We start from the raw sequence: 13,590 nt of genomic DNA, 5'->3' as shown, positions 1-13,590 counted from the left end.
ATGAACTCACCACATTTACTAAAAATAGAGCGTGAACTACGTGCTTTGTCATTAGAAGAACTAGAATGGCTCTTAGAACTTATGACAAGACAAGTGCAAGAAAAAAAGCAAATATCAGATCAATTAACTGATGTTAAATATATGAATAAACAACTAGCTGCAATGGCTAGTGATTTAGATATACAGACAGAAATTGCCTCTATCAATAATGAATTTGTTGTTACAGAAATGGATGGTTTACAGAAGGGTTTAAAAAAGTGGTGAGTATCGAGAGAGGACAAATTTATTTTATCAATCTTAATCCAGTACAGGGGCGAGAACAAGCAGGAAAACGACCAGTTGTAGTGCTATCTATAGACGCTATCAATCAATTACCTTTGGTTGTAACTGTAGTTGTAGGTACGAAAGGAACAAATATTAAGCACGATTATCCAACCAATATAAGAGTATCTCCAAGTGGTAGTGGATTGGGATAAGAAACAGTGTTTTTATGTTTTCAAATTCGTTCTTTAGATCCAAATCGCTTTCCTGCTGATCCATCTGGCAAGATTTCTGACTCCAAGATGCTTGAAATTGAAACTGCGGTTCGCTACTGTTTGGGTTTATGACCGAAAACTACTTTAATTTTTAGGAACATTATGGAATCACCAATCGAAAGAATAAAACTTTCCCAAACAGCCAAAGATCAACTTACCAAACTTAAGCGCAGCACAAAAATCGACCAATGGAATATCCTTTGTCGTTGGGCGTTTTGTCGTTCCCTCGCAGAAGCAACCGCACCCTCACCCGTCCCAATTCCCCAGGATAGCAACGTCGAAATGAGTTGGCGCGTCTTTGGTGGCGAAATGTCTGATATACTCCTCCTCGCCCTCAAACAACGCTGTCACAATGACGGCCATCCCACCGATAAAGAAACCCTTGCCACCCAATTCCGCTTACATTTACATCGCGGTATAGGCTACTTAGCTGGCGATCCAAATATCAAGAAAATTGAAGATTTAATTGAACTGGCGGTTAAAAATTGAAAGGATATTAGTTGACTGTTAACTGTTCACTGTTAACTGAAACTAATATTATGCCTGAAGCGCTAGAAATTGAGCGTCATCGAGCTGCGATCGTTCGCACTGACCTATCCCGCCCTGTAAAATTGGCAATAGAATGGGCAATCCTGAATCCAGACACCACCTTTTTTGATTACGGTTGCGGCTATGGTGGTGATGTCCAGCGAGTAGCAAACTTAGGTTACACCAGTTCAGGCTGGGACCCTTACTACTATCCTGATGTACCACGCACCGCCGCCGATGTGGTCAACTTGGGCTATATCCTCAACGTTATTGAAGATCCAGAGGAACGCCGTCAAAGCCTTTGCCAAGCCTGGGAACTCACCGGGAAAGTTTTAATTGTCGCGGCTCAAATATTAATTAACGCTCCCAGCAAAACCCAACTTGCTTACAATGATGGCATTGTGACACGCCGCAATACTTTTCAGAAATATTATGAACAAGAAGAACTCAAAACCTATATTGATCAAGTCTTAAATGTCGATGCAGTACCGATCGCACTAGGCGTATATTTTGTTTTTCGAGATGAGACTGAAAAAGAAAGCTACAAAGCTATCCGCTTCTTTTCTACCACCTCTACACCGCGAGTCCGCATCCCCACTAAGCGGTTTGAAGACTATCAAGAACAGCTGCAACCACTCATGGCTTTCTTTACCAAGCGCGGTAGACTGCCTGTGAAAGGTGAATTGGAAAATGAACAAGAATTACTGAGCGAATTTGGTAACTTTCGCCGCGCCTTTGGTGTCATTTTACAAGCTACTGATGAAGCAGAATGGGATGCGATCGCTTATCGTCGTTCTCTCGACATCCAAGTTTATCTCGCTCTGACTCACTTTGATAAACGTCCCGCATGGCAAAAGCTAGCCCCAGAAATGCGTCACGATATCAAAGCTTTTTTCAGCAGCTATGAGGAAGCGTGCCTTGTAGCCGACCAAAAGCTTTTCAGCTTAGGCAAATCTGGGGTGATTCAAACTGCGTGTGAAAAAAGCAAAATAGGTAAACATACACGCGGTGCTATTTACGTCCATGTTTCGGCATTAGCAGCACTCGATCCCTTGCTGCGAATTTGTGAAGGTTGCGCCAGCCGCACCATTGGGCGTGTAGATGGAGCCACATTGATCAAATATCATACTGATAAGCCGCAAATATCCTATCTGTTTTACCCTGATTTCGACACCGATCCGCATCCGGCGTTAAAAGCCAGTATAGGTATTGATTTAAAAACCCTCTTCATAACTCACCGAGACTATGAAACTAGAGCTAATCCGCCGATTTTGCACCGTAAAGAAACATTTGTTACCAGCGACTACCCACGCTACGAAGAATTTGCTCAACTTACCCAACAAGAACAGGAATTAGGATTGCTCAAGGACAAAAGCGACATCGGCACTCGTGAAGGTTGGGCAAAATGCCTTGCTACCCACGGGGTAGAAATCAGGGGGCATCAAGTTTATTCAATTAAGGAAAATTAAGGAATAATCACACTGTTAGAGCAGCGTTGATATGTATCTTAAATAAAGAAAATGTTAGCAGATTTGTGTGCTTATACGAAATTAGACAGCAGATATGGCAAGATAACTGCAATTCAACTTAGATAACAAGGAATCTTCAATATTGTGCAAGTAAATAAATCGCTGCTACGAATTTTTGGCAGCCAGAAGATGGGAGCTTTGTTATTTCTTGGCTTCTCATCAGGGTTGCCGTTATATTTAACCAGTCAGACATTACAAGCCTGGTTGACCAAAGAAGGGATTGGCTTGGCAGCGATCGCCGCTTTTAGTTTAGTTAAGCTACCATATTCTTTAAAATTTCTCTGGTCGCCTTTACTAGATAGATTTGTACCGCCTTTTTTGGGGCGACGTAGAGGTTGGCTGGTAATTACACAAGTAGCATTACTATTAAGTATAGCTACAATGGCTCTACAACACCCATCCCAAGGGCTACAACCTTTAATAATTGCTGCTGTGGCCGTTGCTTTTTTTAGCGCCAGTCAAGATATTTTAGTTGATGCTTACCGCACTGATGTAGTGCAAGCAGAAGAAAGAGGCGCTGGGGCATCTATCTACTTATTAGGTTATCGCATTGCTATTCTAGTAACCGGTTACATCACCCTATTTTTAGCAGATAGGATGCCTTGGCAAACTGTTTACTTGTTGATGTCGCTGTTGATGCTCGTAGGCTTGGTAAGTTCTATTTTTGCACCAGAACCAGTCCTACGCGATCGCCCGCCTCAGACTTTATCCGCCGCTGTCAAATTACCCTTCATTGAATTTTTCCAGCGTCATGGCTGGCTACAAGGGCTTTTAATCCTGCTATTCATTGTGATCTACAAGTTGGGAGATTCTTTACTAAAGAATGTATCCACACCATTTTTGTTAGATAAAGGTTTACATTTCACTCAAACCGACATAGCATTTCCTGGGGCGCTGGGAATTTTTGCCACCATTGTTGGTACCTTGGCAGCAGGAGCAATAATGACCAAAATTGGTGTTAATCGCTCACTCTGGATATTTGCTATACTCCAAGCTGTCGGCAACTTGGCTTTTTTTGCGTTAGCAGTAATAGGTAAAAACTTCTATCTAATGTTAGCAGCCGTTAATATAGAACAATTCTGTGCTGGTCTAGAAACTGCTGCTTTTGTAGCATTTTTGATGAGTCTTTGTAACCAAAGCTTTTCAGCTACACAGTACGCCTTACTTTCCAGTTTACAAGCTTTTAGTAGAGATATTGTCACAGCTCCAGCAGGTACATGGGCACAAGCTACGGGTTGGTCTACATTCTTTCTACTGACAGCAATAGCAGCTTTGCCAGGATTATTATTATTGCCATTTTTTGCCCCTTGGAATCCAAAGCCAGTGGTAGTATTATCCAGACCAGGACTTGACGACGAAGAAGAGGATATATGGGGAATCAAGTAGTTATTGCTGTCGGCACATTTATTCTCTTACTGACTGGTTTATTACTTGGCTATGTTCTCTCGCAGTTAGTTCTAGGATTTCTAGCATTTAACCTCCTAACTTTCTTCGGAACACTAAGCCTAATTTTAATTTTTGGTACACTTTATTACGTTTTATTTTGGCAGTTGCGAAGAAATCAGTCCCGACCATCAACTATAAATCAAGGGATATCAAACCAGGTAGATGATGATGTCTCTGATAGCTATCTCAAAAACAGGCTAATCGCTAAGTTATCCGGTGACACTGCCGCAGCCGAACGGTTAATTGAACAGGCAAAGGAAACTTATCCTGGGATGCCGGAAAATTGGTATTGCGAAAGAGTACTTGATGACTTGGAGCGCAGCTAGTAATATTGCGGAAGTAGGGATTGTGGAGATGACGGGGTAGGGGCAGGGGAGATGAGGGAGACAAGGGAGAATTATTTAACAAGTTTCTTCCCCAATTCCCAATTCCCAATGCCCAATTGCCAATTCCCTTGCACAGAAAATTGCTAAAATAAAAAATACTTCACAAATCTTCAGCTAAGTTCTCATAAAAGTTCTTAGCTCTCTTTGCAATTAAAATATGGCTATTTTTCGTCAATACATCGCCCCACTGCTTGTAGTTTTGGTATTTGTCTTTGCCTTAGTCGCAGTCAGCGCCCGCATCTTTTTACCCTCTGATATGGCAGCACCCGCACCAATTGAAGAGGTAGGGCTAAATTCTCAAACCACTCCTGCTAATTTGCCACCAGCAGTACAAAACTCAGCTAGCTAACTCAATAAATATTTTTAAGTGTCTGAGCAACTACTACCGGGGTATATGATTCGCCGTGGTTCCACATTGGAGCGATCGCTCCTGCTTAAATTCATGCACCGAACTTATCAGGATCTCTTTCCCAATGAGGATTTTTCCCACCTAGAGCAAACAGTTAAGCAATACTTTTCTAGCGATACGCCTTTGTGGTGGGTAGAAGAAGAGGGGGAGCAGGGAGCAGGGAGCAGGGAGCAGGGAGCAGGGAGCAGGGGGCAGGGGGTAGGAAGCAGAATTAATAACTCAATTCCCAATGCCCAATTCCCAATTCCCAATTCCCAATTCCCCATCGCTTGCCTTTGGGTGGGCAATGCCATAGATCAAGTACATGGGAACCGCCATGCTCACATCTTTATCCTCTACGTTGTTCCAGAACATCGGCGGCGAGGGATTGGTACAGCCTTGATGCGATATGTGGAAGATTGGGCTATTCAAAGAGGCGATCGCCAGATTGGATTACAAGTGTTTCAATCAAACAAACCCGCATTAAATCTTTACAATCAGTTAGGTTATCAAACCCAATCCCTGTGGATGGTAAAATTCCTGAGTGCAGAAAAATAAACTAGAGAATAGCCGTAACATACTTTAGTGTTTGAGTATATAACGGTTCTCGTTTGGATAAAATTCAACGAGGGGAAAGGAAAGTGTATAATTACGCAATTTATAAAGTTTTAACTTATTGGCACGGGGATTATGTATTAATTAATCCCTTTTCGAGATTGAAATGAAATTATGTATGACGAAGACGATCTAAGCCTACTCGATATTGAGGAGGAGCTAGAAAGCCCCCTAGATAAAATAGAGCCGCTAACTGCCGATTCAGTTGTGGTGAAGCCCGATCCTGAATTGATGCTAGCCCTTCTGGAAAATCCCCAGCCGCAGCAAAGAATGTTAGCAGCGCGTGCTTTTTGTGATATAGAAGATGGGCGTGCTATCCCACATCTGATTCGCCTTTTAACTGATATCTGTCCCTTAGTCCGGGTAAGCGCATCTTACGCCCTTGGACGCAATCCCAGTTCCGAAGCAGTGACTCCATTAATTGCTCAACTCAACAGTGATTGGAATGGTTACGTGCGTAAAGGCATTGTTTGGGCTTTAGGAAACTGTCGCGATCGCCGTTCTTTACCGCCTCTAGCAGATGCCTTAAGAACTGACATTTCCGCAGTGCGTTTGTGGGCTGCTAGCGCCTTAGCACAGATGGCAGAAGTGGGTTATGAAGCAGTTATAGGGGCAATACCACCATTAATTGAAGCCTTAGTTAAAGATCCCGTGGCAGCAGTGCGGAGCAACAGCGCTTGGGCAATTGGTCAACTGTGTCGCGAACTACCTTCTAATGTAGTTTACGCCACAGCGATCGATGCTCTAATTCAAGCCTTTGCCGAAGACCAAGATTTAGGAGTCAGAGAAGACGCTAAAGCCTCACTCTTAGGAGTGGGCGATCCTCGTGGCTTACAGTTGATTGAAACCCTGGAACAAGAAGGGTGGTTTTGATTAAATATTGGGCATTGAAAAGAGGCAGAGGGGCAGGGCGCGGGGGGCGGAGGGGAAAATTCTTCTCCCTGCTCCCTGCTCCCTGCTCCCCCAGCCCTTACTAACCTTCAGCTACACCTTTGACCAAATTTAAGTCATAAGGGCGCTCAGTATCATCCTCACCCAAATATTCACCATTTTGAATTTCCAAAATCACTAGCGGGATATGTCCAGGATTTTCTACTTTATGTAGAGTTGCAGCGGGGACATAAGTTGATTCGTTTCGATTCAGTAATATTTCCGCATCACCACAAGTCACCTTGGCTACACCTGAGACTACAACCCAATGCTCATTGCGGTGATAATGGATTTGTGGTTTAATTCCGTGCCTGGGCTTGATTTCAACACGGCTAATTCTATAAGTATCTCCCTCTTCGATCACCTCCACCTCACCCCAGTATCGTGTACCTGAATGTGGAGACAATTCGTTGATATTTGACTGAGTATTATTTTCATTGGGAGTCATAATTAATTTCTCAACCAGATAAGTATTAGTATTTTCCTGTAATTTACCGTAAACAGGATAAACCTGGGTAGGGAAAGGGAGCAATGCTCTAACAGTGAGCAGTTCTTGAGCAAGGGAGGTAAAGAAAATTTTTAGTAAATTTTAAATTTTATTACCATAAAAACCCTGAACACATTTATTTCTTCATCTCCCCCTGCCTCCCCTGCCCCCTGCCCCCTGCCCCCTGCCCCTGCCCCCTGCCTCCCCTGCCTCTTTCAATCATCCCCCCGTATACTGAATCCGATAAATCCGATTATTAGCTTCTTCTGTTAGTAGTAAGCTACCATCTGGCAACACGAGTAAACTAACCGGTCGTCCCCAAGTGGTTGGTACAGAGGGATTTAGCAAAAAGCCTGTGAGAAAGTCTTCGTAGTAGCCAAGCGATCGCCCTTTAGCATCGAAGGGAACAAATACAATTTTATAACCAGTGCCGCGATCGCGATTCCAAGAACCACGAAAAGCAGCAAAAGCACCATTCCGGTATTTTTTTGGAAATGTCTTGCCATTATAAAACTGTAAACCCAATGCAGCTGAGTGCGCTTGGAACAGCACATCTGGCGTTTGGGTACGGGCTGCTAAATCAGGGCGTTTACTTTTGCCATCGGTTTTTTGACGAGGATCGAGGTTATTTGGTGTCAGATAAGCATAAGGCCAGCCGTAGAAGGCTCCCTGCTTAACCCGTGTTAAATAGTCTGGAACCAAATCATCACCAATTCCATCGCGTTCGTTGACGGTGGCATAAAGTTCCTTAGTTATAGGATGAAAGGCTAAACCAACAGGGTTACGCAAACCGGATGCAAAAGTTTGCTGCTGGGAACCATCTAAATTCATCACCTGTATCGAAGCCCGTGGTGGGGATTCTTCATCTACATTGCTTCCTGAACCAACTGAAACATATAATTTACTGCGATCGGGCGACACAACGACATTCCGCGTCCAATGGTTGTTATAACCTTGAGCAGGTAAATCGGCTATTTTTTCCCCCTTACCTGTAATCTTGTTTTGACCTTGGGTATATGGAAAACGTACCACAGCATCTGTATTCCCTAGAAAAAAGGAATTATTTGCAAAAGCCATACCGAAGGGTCTATTGAGTCCGTTATCCGCACTTGCAAAGGTTTCTCGAACGTCGGCTATACCGTCACTGTTGCTGTCACGTAATAGACGAATGCGATTTTGTGCGGTTTCAGTAACTAGCACATCACCACTGGGAGTTAAAGCTAACCAGCGTGGGGCATCTAAACCTTCGGCAAAGATATTAACTGTAAAACCTGGCGGTACGCGCAGCAAAGGATTTTGCGGAATTGGAACAACTTCAGGCCGTTTGGAGGCACTTTTTGTTGCGAAAGGTGCTGGTAAATTTTTTAGATTGATCCGAATGGGTGTAGGTGAAAGTGCTTCAGTTCGGACAATATTTTTTAGATTTTTTGGCTGTCTAGGATTCTGTGGCAGTTCGGCAGAAGGTACAGATATTTGTGGTGTGGGATTATCTGAGGAAGCGCGAGTCTGGTTACAGGCTGCTACCAAAGTCAGTAAAAAAACTGCTAGCAAGAAACGCGCAAAGACTTTCATGACGGTATACACCATGAGACAATTTTCTTAATTTAGACTTGAAAATTAATAATTGTCGCCAGTCTAAAGTTCGATTTTTCTTACTTAGTGACTCTATTAAGGTACTATAGCGGTTCTCATTTATGTGAGTTATACCTGGGCAATTCATGAATTGCCCCTACACCTTACGAGATGATGTTTTACCACATTTGTATGGGAACTGCTATAGGAAAATAATTTACTAATTTACTCTCCCAATGCCCAATCTTCATACATATAAACATTTATTTGTTAATAAAAAATTTTCAAATTCTGCTACTGGCAATGGACGACTAAATAGAAAACCTTGCATAGAATTACAGTTATGTTGGCGCAAAAAAGCCAGTTCTGCTTCCGTCTCTACACCTTCAGCAATTACATCTAAATTGAGATTGTGAGCCATTTGAATTAATGCTTTGGTAATAGCTGATTTTTGTGGATCGTGAGCAACATTATGGATAAAGTAACGATCAATTTTTAATGTATTAATTGGTAGATTTTTCAGATAAATTAAAGAAGAGTAGCCCGTGCCAAAATCATCGATCGCAATTTTTATACCCAAGGATTGCAATTTACTCATAGTTGCGATCGCACTATTTACATCTTGCATAATCATGCTTTCAGTTAGTTCTAGTTCTAAGTCGTCTGGTTCTAAACCATTAATAGCTATAAAGTTAACTATTTTATGAATAAAATCTGGTTGATTAAATTCAATTACCGACAGGTTTACAGCAACAATTAATGAATAAATCCCAGCATCACGCCAGCTTTTGATTTGTTTACATACACTTTTTAATACCCATTTGCCAATAGGAACAATTAAACCTGTAGATTCTGCTAACGGAACAAATTCTGTTGGATAAATCATCCCCAACTCTGGACTCTGCCAGCGCAATAAGCTTTCAGCAGCTACTATTTTTCCAGAAGCAATATCAACTATTGGTTGATAATAAATTTCAAACTCTTGAAAATTATGTTGTTTAATAGTCCGGTGTAAGCTAATTTCTAACAACTGCGTTTTTGGAGACAATTTATTAATTGCAGTCTGAGGAGATAAATACCTTTTTAAGGTAGCATATTTTTCTAGCCTGTTCATGATAGCACTTAATAACTCAACCCGAGTGAATGGCTTAGTTATATAGTCATCAGCACCCATATCCATACCTTGACGGAAATCAGATTTGGTAGATTTGGCGGTGAGAAAAATGAAGGGAATTGTTGCCGTTGATGGATCTTGGCGTAACGCTGTTAGTACACCATAACCATCAATTTCTGGCATCATCATATCACAGAGAATTAAATCGGGAACTTCGCAGATAGCTAAATGTATGCCGATTCTGCCATTCGCCGCAGCAATAGTTTCAAAATCCTCAGCCTCTAGCAAATCTAAAATGTTTTCACGGACTGCTTCTTCGTCTTCTATGATTAAAATTTTGGGCATAATTTACCTCAATTTATATTTTATTATTTAATGACAAAATGACAGTGATAAGTAGGTTGGCTCAAATAAACCTAACTATGTAACGAAATATAAAATTGCCTAAACTCTTGCGATCGCGAAGCGTGTCCGAAGGACTTATGCTTCACTTCGCTATCTGAGACGCTACCGCGAATGCTCCGTTCGCAATGACATAGTTATAAATTTTCACACCCACTTACTTAGCGACAATATTTTTGCTAATAAATGCACTATGAAAATATCCCAAATTCTTGCAGGTGTAAATTACTGCTGGGCTAGAGGAGAGTAAATATTGCAGATGTTGAATGCTTTTAAGTAGAGTCCACCATATTTCCCAATATGAACACCCAACTACATCTTGTGGTTGTAGTCCGTAAAAATTGAGCGCTGTTTGGTTCACTACTAGCACAATTCCTTCTGTTATCAGCAATCCGAACAACTGGAAAGTGCTATTGAAAATAGCGTGAAATCGTCTTTCACTCTCACGCAATACTACTTCTGCTACATGGGAGGTACTATCCACAGAAACTCCAATGAGGCGAGCCAATTTTTCCTGTCTGTCAGTACTATAGCGCGTGCTAGTAACCATTTGGACTTGGATAATTAGCTCTCAACAAGAATCTGATATGCCACCTCAAAGGAACTAATAGCGTTCCTTCTTGCTTTCTCTATTTTTGTACTACTATTTGACAAATACTTTCAGGATTAGCAAAATCAACAAATTACGCTTAATGTGAATTAGAAACACCTCTTAAGTAGTAATGCAAACCCTAAATATACATTTGTCATTGCGAATGGAGCAAAGCGGAGTGAAGCATAAGTCCTTCGGACACTATTTTGACGCTAAATCAAACTTGTGTTAAGAATTATAAAGCAATTTATTAATTCTTCTCCTGCTCCCCAACTTCTTCATTTAGGGATGCAACTGCACCCGCCGCTCGCCGTAACGCAATAGCCTTTCTATAGTTACAAGTCGATTTTCCCAAACTTTAACTTGATAGGAATTGGACTTAATTTCTTGGCTCATCAATACCCGAAATTGCGATTGAAACCGAGTTAGAGATGCTTTAGCCACTAGTAACTTACTAGCAGAAGGCGAAGCGGCAAGCTGATTTAAAGCACTGCGTAAAACTTCTGCCTGGTTGTTAAAATCTGATATTGTTTGGAGAGGTCTTTCTAGTGGGTTATTTTGGAAAACAAACTTCCATTCCCGTTGTAGGGCAGTGTAACGGATGGCGGCAGTTTGAAAAGGTTGGCGGTGAGGAATCGGTTCACTTTTTGTAGATTGAACTCTACCTTGGGTGCTAATAAAGAGTTTTTCTAGGTCGTTGTTAAAATTCTCGGCAGCAAAGAGTGCGTAACCACTCACTGGCAAGTCCCTCACCAGTTGGAGTTGATCGAATGCCCCGATTGTTGGCAAAGAAAGTAAGCGAATTCCCGGTACTAACAATGTAGCTCCCAGTTGTTTAGAGGCGATCCAGGGTTGGGCTAGTCGTTGGAAGCGCGAAGTATCCAGAGCATAAGTCATGGGAACGATTAAATCCACATCTCCCCGCCTTGCCCAAGTTTCCCAGTTTTGTTGAATTTTCTGAATCCGCTCTTGTTCTGGCAAAGGAAATACTGCAACTGACAAAATTAAATTAGGTCGTTTTTGTCGCAACTGCTGCGATACTTGGGCAACAAAGCTATCAACTTGCTCGGTGCGAAATGTCGTCCACTTTTGCCACAGTTCTGTTTGGCTGGGAGAAATATTTATCGGATCTACACCAGTAAGTTGCTGAAACTGCGCTCTTGCAGCTTTGCCATAGCCATAGATTCGACCTGCTGATGGGTCTTGAAAAGGGTAGCGAATATAGTCTAGCTGTAGACCATCCACGTCATAGCGAGTAACGATTTCCTCGTACAACTTGAGTAAGTACTGCCGCACTTCGGGATTAGCTGGGTCAAAGAATGGCTTGGTTTGACCAACGGGAATCATATTGCCCAGATTATCGTAGTTTGCCCAATCGGGATGAGCCGCCAGCACTGGCCCTGGATAATCAGGATTAAGGTTGAGAATCTTATTGTGCCGTTGATTACCAGCTGCAAAAGTCCAAACCCAAGCGTGTAATTCCATGTCGCGCTCATGGGCTAATTTCACTGCATCTTCTAGTGGGTTCCATCCACGAATTAATGGGTTTTGCTCTTTTGCAACTTGGCTAGGATAAATGGTGTAGCCGGCATTAACAGTTTCAAAGAAGATCGTGTTAATCCCAGTTTGGGCTAGGCGATCAAATATCTGGGCTAGTCCTGCCTTGCTACCAGCACGAACAATTGTGCCTCGATCTAACCAAACTGCCCGAATTTCTGGTTGAGCCAGTCTTTGATCGACAGGAAATTGCTGCCACAAAATCGTCTTCGCTACCAGCCACTGCTGACGAGCCAGAGCGTAATTTTTTTGGGCAATTAATTGGGGTAAATTTTTGGCAATTACCCTTACTTGTGCTAAGGCTTGGTCTTTATTGATGACTAGCCCACCCAATTTAGTTGAGGCCAATAATTGCGGTGGCTGCGCCTTGACAGGTTGGGGAGTGTGGGTATCTAGATGCCTAGAGGACTGTTTTTCCTCAGATATCCTAACTCCTTCGTTAGCGGCATCGGCTGACACTGCTAAATGAGCGCTTTCCACCCGACCAATGAGATTTTCTAGCTCTTGCTGGAGAGCGATCGCTTGATTGTTGTCAATCGGCTCATTGGAGTTCGGTGTCACATCTAGACGCACTGCTTGTTCTAACTGGTCTATAGCCTCAGAATTTGCGGGTTTGACTGGGGGTTTGACTAGAGGTATGGGAGCAATGGCAGTTTTAGGAGGAAGGGATGAGGGGGATGAGGGGGATGAACTGCCCCCTTGGTTCCCTGGGGCAGCTGCTACCGTTGTAGAGCAGCTTGGGGAGCCTCCTGCTATTTTTTTCATGCGACTCGATGGTGGTGGCGCTGTCAAATAGTGATTGAGAGTAGCTTTTAACCAGGCATTATCTAACTTTGCTGTTGAGGCTGCATCTGTTCCCCAACGCCAGCCCAAAAAGGTGGAACGCTCAGTTGTCAATACTGCGGCGGGATTGTCTTTGGAATTCCAAACAGCAGGAGATTGAGCGCCCATATCATTAGGAATCACAACGCCGCCGCGTACTTTACCAAAGAGTTCAGTTTGATTTGCCCATTCGGAGCTATTAGTTTTTGTGGGTTTGATCTGTTCTGTGTCACTGAGGCTGAATCCCCAATAACCTCCCAAGAGCGATCGCAATAATTGCCGTACTCCTGATGATGACGAACTACCTATAGGGCCACTGGCAATCAAGCGCCCTCCATTACTCATCCACTCTTCGAGAGCGATCGCTTGGATTGGCGTTAATGTCTCAACATTTGGCAAAAATAATACCCGGCGATCGCCCCAATCTGCCCCACTCTTAACATCAGCTAGGGGAATTACACAATATTTCACCCCTATTGCCTGTAAGCGGTCAGTTATCCCTGTCCATTGATTCGCATTTTCTTGACTATGCACTACACTCAATACAGGTTCGTCAGTCGCCGCCGTTACTGGCAAAATACTCAAAATATTTAAAATTAAAAAATTAAAACTTAAAATGAAGAATCCGGCTTTCTTTACTTGTAAGTTAGCCTTTTGATGATATTCTTCCAGATTCTTCACTACTG

The 13,590-nt window shown here is 42.7% G+C and carries 14 protein-coding genes; 9 read left to right on the top strand and 5 right to left on the bottom strand.

The features are described from left to right. From GTQ43_RS13830 to GTQ43_RS13790, 9 genes are all read left to right on the top strand, one after another. Entirely contained in the window at positions 1-264 is a 264-nt protein-coding gene (locus GTQ43_RS13830; protein ID WP_265273174.1) for a hypothetical protein, read from the top strand. Continuing rightward, complete coding sequence (locus GTQ43_RS13825) at positions 258-476, top strand: type II toxin-antitoxin system PemK/MazF family toxin (RefSeq protein ID WP_265273173.1); 219 nt, start codon at positions 258-260, stop codon at positions 474-476. Before GTQ43_RS13830 ends, GTQ43_RS13825 begins: the two co-directional genes overlap by 7 nt. A gap of 162 nt (positions 477-638) precedes the next feature. Then, the gene (dndE, locus tag GTQ43_RS13820; protein ID WP_265273171.1) at positions 639-1,025 is read left to right on the top strand and encodes a DNA sulfur modification protein DndE; all 387 of its coding nucleotides are present in this window, start codon (positions 639-641) and stop codon (positions 1,023-1,025) included. 50 nt (positions 1,026-1,075) lie between these two features. Further along, a complete protein-coding gene (locus GTQ43_RS13815; protein ID WP_265273170.1) occupies positions 1,076-2,533 on the top strand; it encodes a DNA phosphorothioation-associated putative methyltransferase in 1,458 nt (485 codons plus the stop codon). Between the two features lie 144 nt (positions 2,534-2,677). Further along, positions 2,678-3,979, top strand: coding sequence for an AmpG family muropeptide MFS transporter (locus GTQ43_RS13810; RefSeq protein WP_265273169.1), 1,302 nt, complete (start codon positions 2,678-2,680; stop codon positions 3,977-3,979). Next, positions 3,964-4,365, top strand: a complete 402-nt coding sequence (locus tag GTQ43_RS13805) for an ABC transporter permease (RefSeq protein ID WP_265273168.1) — start codon at positions 3,964-3,966, stop codon at positions 4,363-4,365. The genes GTQ43_RS13810 and GTQ43_RS13805 overlap by 16 nt, the downstream gene beginning before the upstream one ends. A 217-nt stretch (positions 4,366-4,582) precedes the next feature. After that, positions 4,583-4,774: a hypothetical protein gene (locus GTQ43_RS13800; RefSeq protein WP_265273167.1), complete on the top strand. Its 192-nt coding sequence runs from the start codon at positions 4,583-4,585 to the stop codon at positions 4,772-4,774. Positions 4,775-4,819: 45 nt separating this feature from the next. Further along, positions 4,820-5,371 carry a GNAT family N-acetyltransferase gene (locus GTQ43_RS13795; RefSeq protein ID WP_265273762.1) on the top strand — a complete coding sequence of 184 codons (552 nt, stop codon included), beginning with the start codon at positions 4,820-4,822 and terminating at the stop codon, positions 5,369-5,371. 171 nt (positions 5,372-5,542) lie between these two features. Further along, positions 5,543-6,301, top strand: coding sequence for a HEAT repeat domain-containing protein (locus tag GTQ43_RS13790; protein WP_265273166.1), 759 nt, complete (start codon positions 5,543-5,545; stop codon positions 6,299-6,301). 100 nt (positions 6,302-6,401) lie between these two features. Here the strand turns inward: GTQ43_RS13790 and GTQ43_RS13785 are convergent, their stop codons facing one another. From GTQ43_RS13785 to GTQ43_RS13765, 5 genes are all read right to left on the bottom strand, one after another. After that, positions 6,402-6,806, bottom strand: coding sequence for a phosphomannose isomerase type II C-terminal cupin domain (locus tag GTQ43_RS13785; RefSeq protein ID WP_265273165.1), 405 nt, complete (start codon positions 6,804-6,806; stop codon positions 6,402-6,404). A 258-nt stretch (positions 6,807-7,064) separates the two neighbouring features. Next, the gene (locus tag GTQ43_RS13780) at positions 7,065-8,417 is read right to left on the bottom strand and encodes a PQQ-dependent sugar dehydrogenase (protein WP_265273761.1); all 1,353 of its coding nucleotides are present in this window, start codon (positions 8,415-8,417) and stop codon (positions 7,065-7,067) included. 247 nt (positions 8,418-8,664) lie between these two features. Continuing rightward, on the bottom strand, positions 8,665-9,876 hold the full coding sequence (locus GTQ43_RS13775) for an EAL domain-containing response regulator (RefSeq protein ID WP_265273164.1): 1,212 nt from the start codon (positions 9,874-9,876) through the stop codon (positions 8,665-8,667). A gap of 214 nt (positions 9,877-10,090) precedes the next feature. Beyond that, the gene (locus GTQ43_RS13770) at positions 10,091-10,483 is read right to left on the bottom strand and encodes a PAS domain-containing protein (protein WP_265273163.1); all 393 of its coding nucleotides are present in this window, start codon (positions 10,481-10,483) and stop codon (positions 10,091-10,093) included. A 324-nt stretch (positions 10,484-10,807) separates the two neighbouring features. After that, the gene (locus GTQ43_RS13765; protein WP_265273161.1) at positions 10,808-13,585 is read right to left on the bottom strand and encodes a glycoside hydrolase family 10 protein; all 2,778 of its coding nucleotides are present in this window, start codon (positions 13,583-13,585) and stop codon (positions 10,808-10,810) included. Positions 13,586-13,590 lie beyond the last annotated feature (5 nt).

The organism is Nostoc sp. KVJ3, assembly GCF_026127265.1.
In the GTDB taxonomy this organism is placed as follows: Bacteria; Cyanobacteriota; Cyanobacteriia; order Cyanobacteriales; family Nostocaceae; genus Nostoc.
Note: the sequence above shows the minus strand (reverse complement) of the source record. Positions and strands in the feature narration are given on the sequence as shown.